The 17021-nt window shown below is 72.7% G+C and carries 16 protein-coding genes; 13 read left to right on the forward strand and 3 right to left on the reverse strand.

Annotation, left to right across the window (positions count from 1 at the left end):
- Positions 1–4: 4 nt before the first annotated feature.
- Positions 5–1342, reverse strand: a complete 1338-nt coding sequence (locus ABCQ75_RS03565; RefSeq protein ID WP_427916025.1) for an AI-2E family transporter — start codon at positions 1340–1342, stop codon at positions 5–7.
- Positions 1343–1540: 198 nt separating this feature from the next.
- On the opposite strand from ABCQ75_RS03565, the gene ABCQ75_RS03570 reads away from it, so the two are divergent.
- The 8 genes from ABCQ75_RS03570 to ABCQ75_RS03605 all read left to right on the forward strand — a co-directional run bounded on the left by ABCQ75_RS03570 (position 1541) and on the right by ABCQ75_RS03605 (position 11391).
- On the forward strand, positions 1541–3307 hold the full coding sequence (locus ABCQ75_RS03570; protein WP_345883138.1) for a DUF8094 domain-containing protein: 1767 nt from the start codon (positions 1541–1543) through the stop codon (positions 3305–3307).
- Between the two features lie 161 nt (positions 3308–3468).
- Complete coding sequence (locus tag ABCQ75_RS03575; protein WP_345883139.1) at positions 3469–4488, forward strand: tetratricopeptide repeat protein; 1020 nt, start codon at positions 3469–3471, stop codon at positions 4486–4488.
- A gap of 14 nt (positions 4489–4502) precedes the next feature.
- Complete coding sequence (locus ABCQ75_RS03580) at positions 4503–5279, forward strand: ABC transporter ATP-binding protein (RefSeq protein ID WP_345883140.1); 777 nt, start codon at positions 4503–4505, stop codon at positions 5277–5279.
- Positions 5264–6859 (forward strand): transporter, encoded by a 1596-nt coding sequence (locus ABCQ75_RS03585; RefSeq protein ID WP_345883141.1) that lies wholly within the window; start codon positions 5264–5266, stop codon positions 6857–6859. The genes ABCQ75_RS03580 and ABCQ75_RS03585 overlap by 16 nt, the downstream gene beginning before the upstream one ends.
- Positions 6860–6938: 79 nt before the next feature.
- Complete coding sequence (gene nagB / locus ABCQ75_RS03590) at positions 6939–7721, forward strand: glucosamine-6-phosphate deaminase (RefSeq protein WP_345883142.1); 783 nt, start codon at positions 6939–6941, stop codon at positions 7719–7721.
- Positions 7722–7743: 22 nt separating this feature from the next.
- Positions 7744–8034 (forward strand): DUF3039 domain-containing protein, encoded by a 291-nt coding sequence (locus ABCQ75_RS03595; protein WP_345883143.1) that lies wholly within the window; start codon positions 7744–7746, stop codon positions 8032–8034.
- 10 nt (positions 8035–8044) lie between these two features.
- Entirely contained in the window at positions 8045–9562 is a 1518-nt protein-coding gene (locus ABCQ75_RS03600; protein WP_345883144.1) for an MFS transporter, read from the forward strand.
- Positions 9559–11391 (forward strand): DEAD/DEAH box helicase, encoded by a 1833-nt coding sequence (locus ABCQ75_RS03605; protein WP_345883145.1) that lies wholly within the window; start codon positions 9559–9561, stop codon positions 11389–11391. Before ABCQ75_RS03600 ends, ABCQ75_RS03605 begins: the two co-directional genes overlap by 4 nt.
- Positions 11392–11442: 51 nt before the next feature.
- Here the strand turns inward: ABCQ75_RS03605 and ABCQ75_RS03610 are convergent, their stop codons facing one another.
- Together ABCQ75_RS03610 and ABCQ75_RS03615 are read right to left on the reverse strand one after the other, a co-directional pair.
- Positions 11443–12027, reverse strand: coding sequence for an isochorismatase family protein (locus ABCQ75_RS03610; RefSeq protein ID WP_345883146.1), 585 nt, complete (start codon positions 12025–12027; stop codon positions 11443–11445).
- A gap of 20 nt (positions 12028–12047) precedes the next feature.
- The gene (locus ABCQ75_RS03615) at positions 12048–13376 is read right to left on the reverse strand and encodes a nicotinate phosphoribosyltransferase (RefSeq protein WP_345883147.1); all 1329 of its coding nucleotides are present in this window, start codon (positions 13374–13376) and stop codon (positions 12048–12050) included.
- 53 nt (positions 13377–13429) lie between these two features.
- On the opposite strand from ABCQ75_RS03615, the gene clpS reads away from it, so the two are divergent.
- From clpS to rph, 5 genes are all read left to right on the forward strand, one after another.
- Positions 13430–13753 carry an ATP-dependent Clp protease adapter ClpS gene (gene clpS, locus ABCQ75_RS03620; RefSeq protein WP_427916026.1) on the forward strand — a complete coding sequence of 108 codons (324 nt, stop codon included), beginning with the start codon at positions 13430–13432 and terminating at the stop codon, positions 13751–13753.
- The gene (locus ABCQ75_RS03625) at positions 13746–14330 is read left to right on the forward strand and encodes a DUF2017 domain-containing protein (RefSeq protein ID WP_345883148.1); all 585 of its coding nucleotides are present in this window, start codon (positions 13746–13748) and stop codon (positions 14328–14330) included. The genes clpS and ABCQ75_RS03625 overlap by 8 nt, the downstream gene beginning before the upstream one ends.
- Positions 14323–15273 carry a glutamate racemase gene (murI, locus tag ABCQ75_RS03630; RefSeq protein ID WP_345883149.1) on the forward strand — a complete coding sequence of 317 codons (951 nt, stop codon included), beginning with the start codon at positions 14323–14325 and terminating at the stop codon, positions 15271–15273. Before ABCQ75_RS03625 ends, murI begins: the two co-directional genes overlap by 8 nt.
- 13 nt (positions 15274–15286) lie before the next feature.
- Positions 15287–16084, forward strand: a complete 798-nt coding sequence (locus ABCQ75_RS03635; protein WP_345883150.1) for an MBL fold metallo-hydrolase — start codon at positions 15287–15289, stop codon at positions 16082–16084.
- Between the two features lie 147 nt (positions 16085–16231).
- Positions 16232–16996 (forward strand): ribonuclease PH, encoded by a 765-nt coding sequence (rph, locus tag ABCQ75_RS03640; RefSeq protein ID WP_345883151.1) that lies wholly within the window; start codon positions 16232–16234, stop codon positions 16994–16996.
- Positions 16997–17021: the final 25 nt, after the last annotated feature.

The following is a 17021-nucleotide window of genomic DNA, read 5'->3' on the forward strand; positions in this document are numbered from 1 at the left end:
CTCCCTAGTGGCGGTCCTGGCGGGCGATGAAGACCTCGCGGATCAGGAGCATGACGGCCGCGGCGGTCGGGATCGCGATCAGGGCGCCGAGCACCCCGAGGAGGCTTCCGCCGGCGATCACGGAGATGACGGCCACCGGTCCGGGCACCGCGACCGCCTTCTGCATGATCCGTGGGGAGACGAAGTAGGCCTCGAACTGCAGGTAGGCGAAGTAGGCGATGGCGAGTGCGGCCGCCGTCTGCCATCCGGCCGTGAGCGCGATGACGGAGATGAGGACCCCGGCCACCACCCCGCCCACGAGGGGGATGAACGCGAGGAACCCGACCACGAACGCCAGGAGCGCCGCGAACGGCACGCCCAGCAGGCCCATCACGATGAAGGCGTAGGTCGCGTTGAGGGCCGCGACGCAGACCTGGCCGATCACGTAGTTGCCGACCGACCCGGTGATCTCCTCGCTGAGCGCCTCGACGCGTGCGCGGCGCGAGCGGGGTGCGAGGCGGTACGCCCAGGCCTTCATTGCGGGCAGTGCCGAGAGGAAGTAGAGGCTCAGGACGACCACGACGAGCACACCGAACAGCGAGTTGGCAACGGTGGTCCCGAAGCCGAGGACGCCGCCGAACACGTTCGTCACGGCCGCCGAGTTCTCGCCGAGCTTCTGGAGCTCTTCGGTGACCCGCTCCTTGATCCCGAACTGCTCGTCGATGCTCCGGTAGAAGTCGGAGGCGACGAAGTCCTCGATCCATCTCGGCACATCGTCCACGAGCTGGGACACCTGGTCCACCATGGTCGGGATGAGGGTGCCGAAGAAGGCACCGAGGACGGCGAGGAGGCTCAGGATCGTGGCTGCGATCCCGACAGCGCGCGGCACACGGCGCGCCTCGAGCCAGCGCACGACCGGATCGAGGCCGAGCGAGATGAAGAGCGCGGCGAGGATCCACAGGAGCAGCTGGGTGGTGTGCGAGGCGATGTAGTAGAGGCCGAGGGCGATTCCTACGCCGACCGTCCCCATGAAGCCGATGTAGAGCGGGTGCTTGCTGGACATCCGGGGCCCGGGCTCGCCGAAGGGGGCGGCGGCGTCGGCCTCGGCCTCGGCCTCCTCGTCCTGGACAGGGGGCATCTCGAAGCGGATGCGCGGCTGGGCCCCGGGCAGCGGCGCGCGCATGCGGCGCGCTGCCTGGCGGAAGAACCCCGCGAGGAGGCCGCGCTGATGGGCCGCGGCGACGGCGACGGGGACGGCTGGCTCCGCCGGGGCCCCGGCCTCCCGCTCCGCGGCGGTCCCGGAAGGCTCTCCGGGGTCTGCCTCCGGCCGGCCGGCGGCGCCGGCCTGCGGGCTGTCGGTCATGCCGACTCCTTTCCGAGTGCCGCCTGCGCGGATGGTTGCGGTGCCGGGGCCGGCAGGCCTCCCGCTAGGGCGGGAAACCGCCGTCACCGGGTGCCCTGTGTGGCTGTGCGGCCACCCTACCAGCCGGTCCCGATGAGCCTGTTGGTCACGATTTGGTTACCATTGGAGGGTCTGTGTCCCCAACGCAAAGGTGTTTCCGTGCGACTGAAGACCGCAGCCGCGTTCCTGCTGCTCGGCCTCATAGCCCTCGTGGCCGGCATCGGCCAGCTGACATGGTGGGCCCCCGAGAAGTACGTCACGGCCGTCGTCCCCGCTGACACCAAGGCGGCGCCCCTGACCGTGATCGATGGCGGCCTGGCGCAGCTCCGCGGCGACGACGCCACTCTCACCGTCCGCGGCGAGGGCAACTTCGTCCTCGCGGCCGCGCGCCCGGACGAGGTCGAGGCGTGGGTGGGCAAGGCCGCCCACAACACCATCGACGGCGCCTCGGAGGACGGCCGCACACTCACCGTGACCCACGCGGACGGCGAGCCCTCCGCCCCGAACCCGGCCGGCGCCGACCTCTTCGCCTCGACCCAGAGCGCGAGCGGCACCCTCGAGTACCGGTGGGACTTCCCCGCCGAGGGCGAGTGGCAGCTCGTCCTCGCGAGCGACGGGAAGGCCGCTGCCCCGCAGGACGTCACGATCACGTGGCCCAGCCAGGCCTCGGCGCCGTGGGCCATCCCGCTTGTGGTCATCGGCGGCATCCTCCTCCTCGCGGCGGTGGTCCTCGCCGTGCTCGGGACCGGCCGCGGCCGCGGGGGCACCCGTGGTCCCGGGCGGGGCGGGCCCACAACGGGATCCGATCAGGGGCGGCGTTCCGGCCCGGCGCCCCGCGGCGGGCGCGCTGCGGGGGCTGGCCGTGCCTCCGGCTGGAGCCCGAACTCGGACCGCGGTGGCTTCACCCCGCGCCGCGCCGCGCCGAGCCGTCCGTCCTCGCAGCGGTGGGGCGCACGGGCTGCCGCAGGGGCAGTGGTCCTCGTCCTCGCCGGTCCGGTGGCCCTGCCCGCGGCGCAGGCCACGGGCTCGCCGTCCGAGCAGGCCGCCGCTCCGCAGCGGATCCTGCTCGAGGAGCAGCTGCAGCGCATCCTCGAACAGACCGCGAATGCGGTCCAGACGGGGGACAACGCCAAGGACGCGGCCAAGCTTGCGCCCCGCGTGGCCGGGACGGCCCTCCTCGCGCGCACGAAGAACTACAAGGTCCGCACCGAGGTGGCCAAGGCACCGGCCCTCGCGCCCGTGCGCGCCACCGACCTCCTCTCGAGCGTCGTGACCACGACCCGCACGTGGCCGCGCACCGTGGTCGCGGTGACGCAGGGCGAGGGCAACACGACCCCGCAGCTGCTCACGCTCCGGCAGGCCACCCCCCGTGAGAACTACAAGCTCATCGAGGCAGTGCCGCTGCTCCCGGGCAACACCTTCCCGAGCACGGCGAGTGCCGGCGCCGAGACCCTCGCTCTCGACGCGAAGGAGGGCCTTGCCGCGACCCCGGCCGAGGCGATCGCGGGCGTCGCGGACAGGCTCAGCTCGGCCAAGAGCAAGTGGAAGGACCGCATCCCCGGCAACGCCTACATCACGGATACGCACGGGTACCAGGCGGACATCGTCAAGAGCAGCCCGAACGCCAAGTTCACGTTCAAGCACTCCCTCGTGGGCAAGGAGGCCACGGCCTTCCGCACCGCAGACGGCGGTGCCCTCGTGTTCGCGCCGCTCGACTTCCTGATCACGGGCACGCCGAAGGAAGCCGGCGACAAGGTGACGCTCCAGGCCGACGCCGCCGTCCTCGCAGGAGGGAACGAGGCGACCGGGAAGATGACCCTCACCTTCCGCGAGACCGTGGCCGTCTACATCTCGCCCGAGGGCGGCGACGGCAAGGTCACGCTCATCGGTGCGACGCGGAACCTCTCCGCCGCGAGCGTGGGCTGACCGCCTTCCGATCCGCCGTCCCCCCCACCGGAACACCCGTTGCGGCACCATCTCGGCGCCGGCCGCCCAGCGGCCGGCGCCGAGGCGCATCCTGGCCGGGGCGCGCATGCATCCGTCGCGGATGCAGTGGCCTCGGCGCCTGTGCGCACTATGGTGGAACCATGAGCGTTCCCGGATCCCGACAGCCCCAGCCGCAGCTCAACCTCCGCGGCGCAGTCGACCTCTCGGCACTCAAGGCCCGTGCAACGGCCACGCCCCCGGCCGCGCATGAGCACGGTGGCGCCGGGCCCGGCCCGGCGTCCCCTGGCATGGGCGCGCCCGGCGGCCCGGCTGACCCTGCCGCCGGCACCGGAGCCGGCGTGTCCTCGCCGATCGCCGTGGACGAGCAGTCGTTCCAGGACCTCGTCCAGCGCTCGGCGACCGTACCCGTCGTCGTGCTCCTCTGGGCCGCCTACTCCCCGGAGTCGCAGCGCGCGCGCGACGACCTCGGCGCGGTGATCGGGTCCTATGGCGGCCGCCTCCTCTACGCGGCGGCGGACGTCGAGGGATTCCCTCAGCTTGCCCAGGCCTTCGGCGCCCAGGCTGTTCCGACCGCGGTCGCGATCCTCAAGGGGCAGCCCATCCCGCTCTTCCAGGGTGCGGCGTCTGAGGAGCAGGCACGCCAGCTCTTCGACGAGCTCCTGCGCGTTGCCGCGGCGAACGGCGTCAACGGCACGGCAGCAGGGGGAGCCGCCGAGGCCTCGACCGCCGAGCCCGAGCTCCCGCCCCTGCACCAGGAGGCTTTCGACGCGATCGACCGCGGGGACTTCGCGGCGGCCGAGGCCGCCTACCGCAAGGCGCTCGCCGAGCAGCCGGCGGACCGCGAGGCGAAGGCAGGGCTCGCGCAGGTCCAGCTCATGGCCCGCGCGGCGGGCATCGACCAGCCGGCGGCCGAGGCACTGCGGGCAGCGGCGGCACAGAACCCGGACGATCTGGATGCCCAGCTCGCCGTCGCGGACCTGGACCTTGTGGGCGGCCACGTCGAGGACGCGTTCTCCCGCCTCGTGGGAGTGGTCTCGCGCACGGCGGGCGAGGATCGCGACCGGGCTCGGGTGCGCCTGCTCGAGCTCTTCGAGGTGATCGGGGGCAGCGATCCCCGCGTCTCCGCCGCCCGAGCCCAGCTCGCACGCGCGCTCTTCTAGAGCCGGTCCCGGTCGTGGCCCATCGAGAGCCCGTTGCGCCGGGCCCCGCGCTCTCGCTGCGGGGCCTGGCCAAGGCGTTCGCCGGGAAGCCAGCCGTGCGGGGCGTCAGCCTCGACGTCCCCGCGGGATCGTTCTTCGGGCTGGTGGGACCGAACGGCGCCGGGAAGACCACCACGCTGTCCATGGCCACCGGCCTCGTGCGCCCTGACGCCGGGCGCGCCGGCGTCCTCGGAGTGGACGTTTGGGAGCGCCCGCTCGAGGCCAAGAGGCTGCTCGGCATCCTTCCCGACGGGGTCCGCCTCTTCGACCGCCTGACCGGCGAGCAGCTCATCACCTACTCGGGGCTGCTCCACGGCCTCGAGCGCGGGACCGTGGCGGAGCGGACCGCCGAGCTCCTCGCCGCGTTCGGCCTCACCGCGGACGCGCGCACCCTCGTGGTCGACTATTCGGCTGGGATGGCCAAGAAGGCCGCCCTCGCCGCAGCCCTTGTCCACGCTCCCCGCGTGGTGGTCCTCGACGAGCCCTTCGAGTCCGTCGATCCCGTCTCGGCCGCGAACATCCGCTCGATCCTTGCGGGACTGGTCGCATCGGGCGGGACGGTGGTCGTCTCGAGCCACGCCATGGACCTCGTCCAGCGCATGTGCGACCACGTGGCCGTCGTCGCCGACGGCCGGATCCTCGCAGCGGGCACCGTTGAGGAGGTGCGGGGCGGGCGGTCGCTCGAAGAGCGCTTCGTCGAGCTCGTCGGGGGCCAGGGCCCCGCCGAGGGGCTGACGTGGTTGCGCGCCTGATCTCCCTCAAGCTCGTGCTCCTGCGCAACTCCCTCCATCGCAGCGCGTGGCAGCTCGTGGGAGTCGCCCTCGCGGCGCTGTACGGCCTGGGGCTGCTCGTCGCGGCGGTCTCGGGGCTCATCGGGCTGCGGGCCTTCCCCGTGGACCTGGCCGAGGCTGTCCTCGTCACTGCCGGCTCCGGGCTCGTGCTCGGCTGGGCGCTCATCCCGCTCGTGGCGGGCGGCCTCGACCTCACGCTGGACCCCGCCCGCTTCGCGCCCTTCCCGCTCCGCCTGCGGGACCTGCTGGTGGGCCAGGCCGCTGCCGGGCTCATCGGCGTCCCCGGAGCCTGCACCGCCACCGCTCTGGCCGCGAGTGTCGTCACGTGGTCCCGCGGCCCCGTGCCTGCGGCCGTCGCGGCGATCTGTGCGCTCCTGGCCCTGACCCTGTGCGTGGGCGCCAGCCGCCTTGTCGCCAGTGCCGCCTCGGACCTGGCATCCACCCGCCGCTTCCGGGACGCGGCCGTCGTCGCCGGCCTCGCCGCCCTCATGCTCGCGGGCCCTGCGCTCGCGGTCAGCGCGGGCAGGCTCGAGGGCGGAGGAGCCGAGGCCCTGCGCGCGGCGCTCGACGTCCTCGGATGGACTCCGCTCGGTGCCCCCTTCTCCGCCCCCGCTGCCGCGGCCCGGGGCAGCTTGGCAGAGTCCGGTGCCAAGACGGTGATCGCCGCGGCGGCGGTGGCCGCCGTCTGGTGGGGCTGGTGCCGTGCCCTGTCCCGCGCGCTCGTCGCGCCACGCTCGTCCGGGAGCCGTGCCAGAAGCCGACGCCGGGGCATCGGCCCGTTCGCGTGGATGCCGCCGACGCCGGCTGGGGCCGTTGCCGCCCGTGCGCTCGTCTACTGGACCAGGGACCCGCGCTACGGCGCGGGCCTGGTGGTGGTCCCGCTCCTGCCGGTGGCGCTCTATGCGGTGACGGCCGTCGGCGGCGGAGGTGATTCGAGCGTGCTCGAGGGTCCGTTCGCATTCGTCGGACCGGTGTGCGCGTTCCTCATCGCCTGGCAGACGGCCTCGGACGTCTCCTACGACTCCACGGCGTTCGCGCTGCACCTCGCCGCGGGGGTGAGCGGGGCCGCCGACAGGTTCGGGCGCTTCCTCGCGCTCGCGCTCTGGGGCCTGCCGGGAACACTCCTGCTCACGGCGCTCCCCTTCGCGCTCGCGGGGGAGTGGTTCCTGTTCCCGGCCGTCCTCGGCGTCTCCCTGGGACTCTTCCTCACGGCATCCGGCCTCGGCTCGGTGCTCTCGGCGATGTACACGGCGGCCGTCCCACTGCCGGGCGAGAGCCCGTTCAAGAAGCCGCCTGGCCGGACGGCGCAGACGCTTCTCGTCCAGTTCGGCGGAATGGCAGTGCTGGCAGTCCTCGTGATGCCGGAGCTCGCGCTCGCCGTCCTTGCCGCGCTCATGGGGGAACGCTCCCTCGCATGGGCGGCGCTCGGGACCGGAGCTGGCCTCGGCGCGCTCCTCCTCGCCGCCGGGATCGTCGGCGGAGGCCGCATCATGGACCGGAAGGGTCCTGAGCTCTACGCGAGCCTCGCGCGGTCTCGATGAGCGTCGCGGATCCGGACCGCCCGGTCATGGCTGTCCTCGTGCAGAACCAGCAGACAACCCTCGATGGGAGCGCCGCCGCATGGAAGTCGTGATCCTCAGGGACGCCCGTGACGTGGGCCGCGTGGCCGCCGGAGCGATCGCACGGCTCGTGCGGTCCACGCCGGATGCCGTGCTGGGCCTCGCAACCGGATCCTCGCCGCTGCCCGTCTACGACGAGCTGGCCAGGCTCCACGCCCAGGAGGGCCTCGACTTCTCCCGCGCATCGGGCTTCGCGCTCGATGAGTACGTGGGCCTGCCGGAGGGCCATCCGCAGTCGTACCGGGAGGTGATCCGCCGCGAGTTCACCGATCGCGTGGACATCGAGCCCTCCCGCGTGCACAGCCCCGACGGCTCGGCCGAGGACATCGAGGGGGCCTGCGCCGCCTACGAGGAGGCCATCGCCGCCGCAGGGGGCGTGGACCTCCAGATCCTCGGGATCGGCAGCGACGGCCACATCGGCTTCAACGAGCCCGGATCGTCCCTGGCCTCCCGCACCCGCATCAAGACCCTCACCGAGCAGACCCGGCGCGACAACGCGAGGTTCTTCCCGTCCATCGCCGAGGTCCCCCACCACGTGGTCACCCAGGGCGTCGGGACGATCATGGACGCCCGCCACGTTGTCCTCGTCGCAACCGGCGCACGCAAGGCCGAGGCCGTCCACGGGCTCGTCGAGGGGCCCGTCACTGCGATGTGCGTCGCCTCCGTCCTCCAGTTCCACCCGCACACCACCGTCATCGTGGACTCGGCAGCGGCCTCGGTGCTCCGCCTCGCCGACTACTACCGCCACGTGTACGAGAACAAGCCGCCGTGGCAGGGGCTCTGACCCGCGCGTCTACCATGGGAGGATGAGCACGTTCCCCCCGGACCCCTTTGACGATCCCAGCGACCCCGCCCGCGGCGGCTCGACCGCCACGATCGAGCGCGAAGAGCTGCGCGAGGAGCTCGAGCCCGGCGACCGTGAGCGCTTCTCGCACTACGTGCGCAAGGAGAAGATCATGGAGTCCGCCCTCACGGGCGAGCCCGTGATCGCGCTGTGCGGCAAGGTGTGGACGCCGGGCCGCGACCCCAAGAAGTTCCCCGTGTGCCCCGCGTGCAAGGAGATCTACGAGGGCCTCCGCTCGGGCGACGACAGCTGAGGCGCGGCGGGTGCCCGGATCCCACGGGGAGGACGGGTCCCCGCCTGACACCGGCCGCGGCGGGACGGCCACCGCGCGGCTCATGGCCCCGCCCCACCGGGCGCTCGTCGTCGGGCTCCTGGCGATCGTCACGTGCGGGGCATTCGAGGCGATGGCCGTCACAACCGCCATGCCGGTCGTGGCCGCCGAGCTCGGCGGCCGGGCGTACTACGGGCTCGCTTTCTCCCTCTTCCTGACCGCGTCCATGGCCGCGACAGCGGCGGCCGGCCCTTGGTGCGACCGCCGCGGCCCCCGGCCCGCGCTCCTCGCCGGGCTCGCGCTCATGTGCGCTGGGCTCGTGCTCGGCGGCGCGGCGGGCAGCTTCGGGCTGTTCACCGCCGGCCGCATGGTCTCAGGCCTCGGCATGGGCTTCACGATCGTGGCGGTCTACGTCGTGATCGGCCAGGCCCTGCCCCAGCCGCTCCAGCCGGCGATGTTCGGCTGGTTCTCCGCCGCCTGGGTCGTCCCGTCCCTGATCGGTCCCTATGCCTCTGGGCTCCTCGCCCAGCATGTGAGCTGGCGGCTCCCCTTCCTCGGAGTCGCCCCGATCGTCGCCGCCGCCTTCGCGCTCGTGTGGCCCCGCGTGCGCAGCCTCCCCGCGCCGTCCGCCGCGCCGGCGGGTGCAGGCGCGGGCGCAGACGGGCGACGCCGGGCACTCGCCGGGATCGGACTGGCCGGCGGGGTCGCCGCGGCCCAGTGGGCGCTCATGGCCGGCGCCGGGTCCGGTGCTGCCGCCGCAGCCGAGGCCGGGACGGGACCCGCCGCGCAGGGCATGTGGTCCGGGAACGCCCAGCCGGTCCTGATCGTCGTCGGGCTCGCCGGCGCGCTGGCGGCCGTCCTCGGCGCGCGGCGGCTCATCCCCCCGGGCGTGTGGACGGCACGGCGCGGCCTCTCGGCCGTGATGGCGGTGCGGGGCCTGCTCACCTTCGCCTTCTTCGGGGCCGAGGCCTTCATCCCGCTGCTGCTCGTGGACCGGTACGGGCTCGAGCCGTCCATCGCGGGCCTCGCGCTCACGGGCGGAGCCCTGGGATGGACGGCGGGGTCGTTCGTGCAGGCACGTGCATGGCTCACTCGTAGGGCCAGCCTCGTGCTGGGCCCGGCCGCGGTCGCCGCGTGCCTCGCGCTCATCTCCGCCTCGGCAGCCCTCTCCGCGGCCGCCTGGTGGATCCCTGCTGCATGGGTCCTCGCCGGGATGGGCATGGGGCTTGCGATGTCAGTCACCTCGGTGGCGACACTGGACCTCAGCGACGCGGCCGAGCGCGGCAGGAATTCGGCCAGCCTCCAGTTGGCCGATATGCTCGGTGGAGTGATTGGAACCGCCGGAGCCGGAACTCTGTACGCCCTGATGCTCGACGGATCCCGTACCCCGGGGGCCTTCGGCTTCGCCCTCCTGACCTCGTCCCTCGCGGTGCCCGCCCTCCTCGGCGCGGTCGCCGGCCGACGGACGGACGCGCCGTCGCGCGCCGGAGCCGGGGCGCCGCGCGCATGACGGACACGCTCTTCGGCGGAGACAACGCCACGCCCTCCGTGCCCGTCTCCGCTCCCACCCTCCCCGGTTCTTCTCCCACCCTCCCCCCTGCATTTCCCGAGCGCGCCGCCTGGGGCACCGCCCCCAAGCTCCGCGCCTGGCAGCAGGAGGCACTCGACAAGTACCTGGCCCTCGCGCCGCGGGACTTCCTCGCGGTCGCGACGCCCGGCGCCGGGAAGACGACCTTCGCGCTCCGGGTCGCCTCGACCCTCATCGAGGCCGGCGTGGTCAACCGCGTCACGATCGTGGCCCCCACAGACCACCTCAAGCGGCAGTGGGCCGACGCCGCCGCGCGCGTCGGGATCGCGATCGACCCGAACTTCAAAAACTCGGACGGCGCGCACGGCCGCGGGTTCATGGGCGTCGCCGTCACCTATGCCCAGGTCGCCAGCAAGCCGCTCCTGCACCGGGCCAAGACCGAGGCAGCGCGCACGCTCGTGATCCTCGACGAGATCCACCACGGCGGCGAGTCGCTCTCCTGGGGAGACGGCCTCCGCGAGGCCTTCGACCCGGCCGTCCGCCGGCTCGCCCTCACCGGCACCCCGTTCCGTTCGGACACCTCGCCGATCCCGTTCGTGGACTACGCCGAGGACAAGGACGGCATCAGGCGGTCCAAGGCCGACTACACGTACGGGTACGGGCAGGCGCTCCGGGACCACGTCGTCCGGCCTGTCATCTTCATGGCCTACTCGGGCCAGATGCGCTGGCGCACGAGCGGCGGCGAGGAGATGGCCGCGTCCCTCGGCGAGGCCGCCGTGACCAAGGACGTCACCGCGCAGGCCTGGCGCACGGCCCTCAACCCCCAGGGCGAGTGGATCCCTGCCGTGCTCGCCGCGGCCGACCGGCGCCTCACCGAGGTTCGCCGCGCCGTGCCCGACGCCGGCGGCCTCGTCATCGCGACCGACCACGAGGACGCCCGCGCCTACGCGGGGCTCCTGAAGAAGATCACGGGGGAGTCGCCGTCGGTGATCCTCTCCGACGACGCCAAGGCCTCCGGGAAGATCGAGGAGTTCTCCGACGGCGGTCAGCGGTGGATGGTCGCGGTGCGCATGGTGTCCGAGGGCGTCGACGTCCCGCGGCTCGCCGTCGGCGTCTACGCGACGTCGACCTCCACGCCGCTGTTCTTCGCCCAGGCCGTGGGACGCTTCGTGCGCGCGCGACGGCGGGGGGAGACGGCGTCGGTCTTCCTGCCTTCGGTGCCCCAGCTGACGGTCCTCGCCAACACCATGGAGGCCGAGCGGGACCATGCGCTCGACCGGCCCCAGGGCGACGGCGACGGGCTCATGGACCTCGAAGAGTCGCTCATGGACGAGGCCAACCGCGAGGAGAAGGCCTCCGACACCCTCACGAAGGGCAAGTACGAGGCGCTCGAGTCGCAGGCGGCGTTCGACAGGGTGCTCTTCGACGGCGGTGAGTTCGGGACCGGCGGCGAGGTGGGCTCCGACGAGGAGCTGGACTTCCTCGGGATCCCCGGCCTGCTCGACGCCGACCAGGTCGCCACGCTCCTGCGGCAGCGGCAGCAGGAGCAGGTGTCGCGGCGAGGCTCGCGGCCTGGGTCCTCGGTGACGTCGTCGCCTGCGGGGATCCCGGACCACCGCCAGCTCATGGACCTCCGCAACGAGCTGGCGAAGAACGTCTCCGCGTGGAGCGCGCGCACCGGGACGCCCCACGGGATGGTGCACAGCAAGCTGCGCCAGCTGTGCGGGGGACCGCCGGTGGCCCAGGCGAGCGAGGAGCAGCTGCGGGCGCGCCTGGACAAGCTGAGGGACTGGTTCGTCGGGCGGACCTGAGGACCGTGCGCCCGGCAGGCCGGAGCGCAGCCTCTGCAGGACCCTGTCCGGCTAGCGGACCTCCACCCCGGCGTCCTCGAGCTCGCGGTACGTCCGGGCGAGGTCGGCCGCGATGCCCGCGGCCAGGTCCTTGAGCACCGTGGTGCGGTAGCCTGCGTGCGCGGCGTCGAGCGCGGTCGCCCTCACGCAGTAGTCTGTGGCGATCCCCGCGACGTCCACAGCTTCGATCCCGCGGGCGCGCAGCCACGCATCGAGCGTGTCCGAATCGTCGGCCGTCCCCTGGGCGTCTCCGGACTGGGCCAGATGCCCCTCGAAGCCCGAGTAGGCCGCCGCGTACTGCCCCTTGCGGAACATCGCGTCGACGGCGGCAGTCTCGAGCTGGGGGTGGAAGTCCGCGCCCGGAGTGCCAGCCACGCAGTGCGGCGGCCAGGAGTCGACGAAGTCCGGCTCGGCCGAGAAGTGACTGCCCGGATCGATGTGCCAGTCCTGGGTGGTGACCACGGCGTCGTACTCGGCCGCGTGCGCGGAAAGGAACGCCGTCAGCCGGGCGGCCACGCCCGCCCCTCCGGCAACTGCCAGCGATCCGCCTTCGCAGAAGTCGTTCTGGACGTCCACCATGATCAGGGCCCGCTTCATGATCCCATTCTGCGCACGGCTCAGGCGTCCTCGTAAAGCGTCGGGATCGCGGGCTCACCGCGGTGCATGCGGTGCACCGAGGCAGGAAGCTCGCCCAGGGAGGCCGCGTGCCGCTCGCGCGCCCGCTCGACGCCCTCGGCGCCGGTCCAGCCCGGCTGGAGCTCGCCGTCGACGATGAAGTGCTCGAGGAGCGCCCGGTCGTTGCCGTCGTCCTGCGGCCGGTGGCCCACACCGACGATCTCGTGCGTCGCGACACCGCGCCCATCGAGGCGCCGCAGCGCGTACTTGCGCCCGCCCACGCTCGCCTTGCCCTTGGCGGCCTTCGCCACGGAGACCAGCCCGCCGCCGTCGTCCGTGCGCGCCACGAGCTTGTACACCATGGACGCCGTCGGGGCGCCCGAACCGGTCACGAGCGCGGTCCCGACGCCGTAGGCGTCCACGGGCGCGGACTGGAGGGCGGCGATCGCGTACTCGTCGAGGTCCGAGGTCACTACGATGCGGGTGCTGACGTTTCCGAGCTCGTCGAGGAGGCTGCGCACCCAGTGCGCCTGCTCGATGAGGTCGCCCGAGTCGAGCCGCACGGCCCCGAGCCTCTCGCCGGCGATCTCGACAGCCGTGCGCACGGCCTTCTCGACGTCGTAGGTGTCCACGAGCAGCGACGTTCCGGCGCCCATCGACGCGACCTGCGCCTCGAACGCGTCCCGCTCGGTGTCGTGCAGGAGGGTGAAGGAGTGCGCGGCCGTTCCGACTGTCGTCAGGCCATAGCGCAGGCCCGCTGCGAGGTTCGAGGTGCTCGCGAACCCGGCGATCACCGCGGCGCGCGCGGCGGCGACGGCGGACTCGTCATGGGTGCGGCGCGAGCCCATCTCGATGCACGGGCGCCCGCCCGCCGCCGTGGTCATGCGGGAGGCCGCCGAGGCGATCGCGGAGTCGTGGTTGAGCACGGACAGGATGTACGTCTCGAGGATGCACGCCTCGGCGAACGTCGACTCGACGATGAGGATCGGCGAGTTCGGGAAGTAGGCCTCGCCCTCGGCATAGCCGTAGACGTTTCCGGAGAAGCGGTAGTCCGCGAGGTAATCGAGCGTCTCGGCGTTCACGACCGCCGTCCGCTCGAGGAAGCCGAGCTCCTCGTCGGTGAAGCGGAACTTCGTGATGCCCTCGAGCAGGCGCCCGGTCCCGCCGACCACGCCGTACCGGCGCCCGTCGGGCAGCCTGCGCGCGAACGCCTCGAACACGCACTGGCGGTGGGCGGCGCCCGAGTGCAGCGAAGCCTGGAGCATCGTGAGCTCGTAGTGGTCGGTGAACAGCGAGGTGCGGGGCTGGTCCCAAGGGCTCGTTTCGGTCACGGGGCCACTCTAACGGCCAGCTTCGAGCATGCACGCTGCCTAGAATGGAGCCCATGAGCATGAGCGTCGCCACCGAGCCCTCCCAGGAGGTGTCGGACGAGACCTCTCTGGGCGAGCAGGAGCGGACATCGCGCCAGACCCCCTGGAACCTCGTCGTCTGGAACGACCCCGTCAACCTCATGAGCTACGTGAGCTACGTATTCCAGTCCTACTTCGGCTACTCGGAGTCCAAGGCGGACGCGCTCATGATGCAGGTGCACACCGAGGGCCGCTCGGTGGTCGCGCAGGGTTCGCGGGAGTCCATCGAGCAGCACGTCGTCGCGATGCACACCTTCGGCCTGTGGGCCACGATCGAGAGGTCCGGCGAGGATGGCTGATCCGTTCGTCTACGGCCGCCGCGGGATCACGGGACGGCTCGAGGAGCCCGAGCGCGAGCTCCTGCGCGGCCTGTTCAATGACGTGATCGGGATGCTCGAGCAGGAGACGGACCCGGGCCAGGACCCGCTCGAGGCGCTGGTGGGGCTCAGCCCCCATGCCCGCGTGCCCGAGGACCCGGCCCTCGCGCGCCTCCTGCCGCAGGCGGTGAAGGACGACGACGACGCCTCCCTCGAGTTCCGGCGCCTCACCGAGCGCTCGCTGCGGGAGGGCAAGACGGGCGCGCTGCGCGCGGCGTCGCTGGGCCTCGACGCGGCCCACCTCACCCTCGACGACGCGGCTGCGCGGCACTGGTCCACGGCGCTCAACGATGTCCGGCTCGTCCTGGCAGAGCGTCTCGGGATCCGATCGGAGGAGGACGCCGAACGCGTCCACGCTGTCACCGACTGGTCCGAGGCGGAGGATGTCGAGGCGTACCTCGCGCTCGTCTACAACTTCGTCACGTGGCTGCAGACCACCCTCGTCGAGGCCATGCTGGACGGCCACCGGCTGAGCTCGCACGGGAGCGCGGATGCCTGAGCTCGAGCGTTCCGACCGCCCCGTCGGCATCTTCGACTCGGGCGTGGGCGGGCTCACGGTGGCCCGGGCGGTCATCGACCAGCTCCCGCAGGAGTCCATCGTCTACGTCGGGGACACCGCCCACGGCCCGTACGGTCCGCTCCCGATCGCCGAGGTACGCGCGTTCGCCCTCGGGGTCATGGACGAGCTCGTCGACTCGGGCGTCAAGGCCCTCACGATCGCCTGCAACTCCGCGTCCGCCGCGGTCCTGCGCGACGCCCGCGAGCGGTACACGGCGCGGTACGGCATCCCGGTCATCGAGGTGATCCAGCCGGCCGTGCGCCGCGCCGTCGTCGCGACCCGCTCGGGACGCATCGGTGTGATCGGCACGAGCACCACGGTCGGGTCCCGCGCGTACGAGGACACGTTCGCGGCGGCCCCGGGACTCACGATCGTCTCGGCCGCATGCCCTGACTTCGTCCGCTTCGTCGAGGCGGGCATCACCACGGGGCCCGAGCTCCTCGAGGCAGCGGAGGCCTACCTCGCACCGCTGCGGGACGCGGACGTGGACACGCTCGTGCTCGGCTGCACCCACTACCCGCTGCTCACCGGCGTCATCTCCTACGTCATGGGGGACGGCGTGACCCTCGTCTCGAGCGCCGAGGAGACGGCCAAGGACGTGTACCGCGCGCTCGTCGGGCACGGACTCGAGCGGACGGGCACCACCCCGCCGACCCACCGGTTCGTCGCGACCGGGGATGCCGAGCAGTTCGGCGTGCTCGCCCGGCGCTTCCTGGGACCCGAAGTCCAGGCCGTGCAGCATGCGGACCACGTGGCAGCCCGCTACCCGACCGCGAGCCTCGCGCAGATCACCCCCGAGATGCTCGCGGACGCTCGCTCCCGCGGCGGTTCGGCCCGCATCTCCCACTTCGCCGGGCCTCCGGCGGGCAGGATGGCACCGTGAAGAGGACGGCACAGTGAAGCTCACCATCGTCGGCTGCTCGGGCTCTTTCCCGGGCCCGAGCTCGCCCGCATCGTGCTATCTGGTCACGGCCAACGACGGCGACCGCGACTGGCGCATCCTGCTCGACCTGGGCTCGGGCTCGCTCGGGGTGCTGCAGCGCTACATGAACCTGGGCGACATCGACGGCGTGCTCCTGAGCCACCTCCACCCGGACCACTGCATAGACCTCACGGGCCTGCATGTGGCGGTGCACTGGGATCCCGAGGGCTGGTCCGGCGGCCGCATCCCGGTGTGGGGCCCGGCGGCCACGAAGAAGCGCATCGAGATCGCCCTGGACATGGAGCCTCCCGCGGACCTGGACGAGGACTTCGAGTTCCACGCGTGGACCGCGGGGGAGAAGGTGGAGCTGGGTCCGTTCACCTTCGAGGCCGTCCCGGTCCGCCACCCGATCGCGGAGGCGTACGCGATCCGCCTCGAGTGCACCGAGCCGGACGGCACCGGCGGTGTGCGGCGCCGCGTGCTCACCTACTCGGGGGACACGGACTCGTGCCCGGGCCTCGTGGAGGCCGCGGCGGAGGCGGACCTGTTCCTGTGCGAGGCGGCGTACCACGAGGGCCGCGACGACGCGATCGACGGCGTGCACCTCACCGGCCTGCGTGCCGGCCAGGCGGCGCGGGACGCCGGCGCCCGCCGCCTGCTCCTCACGCACCTTCCGGTGTGGAACGACGCGAACCGGTCGGTCGAGGAGGCCCAGCGGGCGTACGACGGCCCGATCGCCGTGGCCGTCTCGGGCGTGCATTACCAGATCTGACCTGCAGGAGACGGGGTCCACGTGGGACCGGCTGCCGTCAGGCCTGGCCCGCATCGGACCTGTCCGGCACCGGGCCCCGCCCGGGCGCAGCGCGCGGCGGATGCGCCACGGGCGGGGAGTGCCGGCGTCGCTCGCTAAGCTGGTGCCATGACCCCCAGCACTCCTGACAGTCCTCTGCCCCTGCGCGCCGACGGGCGCGCGCCCGACCAGCTGCGGCCGATCTCCATCACGCGCGGGTGGTCCAAGCAGGCGGAGGGGTCGGCCCTCATCGAGTTCGGCAGCACCCGCGTGCTCTGCACGGCGTCCTTCACCGAGGGGGTGCCGCGCTGGCTCAAAGGCGAGGGCCGCGGCTGGGTCACGGCGGAGTACGCGATGCTGCCTCGGGCCACGAACACCCGCTCGGACCGCGAATCGGTCAAGGGCCGGATCGGCGGCAGGACGCATGAGATCTCCCGCCTGATCGGTCGCTCGCTGCGCTCGATCATCGACACGAAGGCCCTCGGGGAGAACACGATCGTGCTGGACTGCGACGTGCTCCAGGCCGACGGCGGCACGCGCACCGCGGCGATCACGGGCGCTTTCGTCGCCCTCGCGGAGGCCATCCGCTGGGCCAAGGAGAAGGGCCTTGTGGAGCGGGGCGCCGAGCCTCTCGTCGACACGGTCTCGGCGGTCTCCGTGGGGATCATCGACGGGGTGCCGATGCTGGACCTGCCGTACGTCGAGGACGTGCGTGCGGAGACGGACATGAACGTGGTGGTGACCGGGTCCGGCAAGTTCGTCGAGGTCCAGGGCACGGCCGAGGGCGCGCCGTTCGACCGCGAGGAGCTGGACAGCCTCCTCGACCTCGCGCTCCTGGGGACGGCGCAGCTGGCGGACATCCAGCGCGAGACGTTGGCCGAGGCGCTCCGGTGAGCGCATCTGCCGCCGCCGGAGGCGG

This window comes from Sinomonas halotolerans (genome assembly GCF_039615075.1).
Lineage (GTDB): Bacteria > Actinomycetota > Actinomycetes > Actinomycetales > Micrococcaceae > Sinomonas > Sinomonas halotolerans.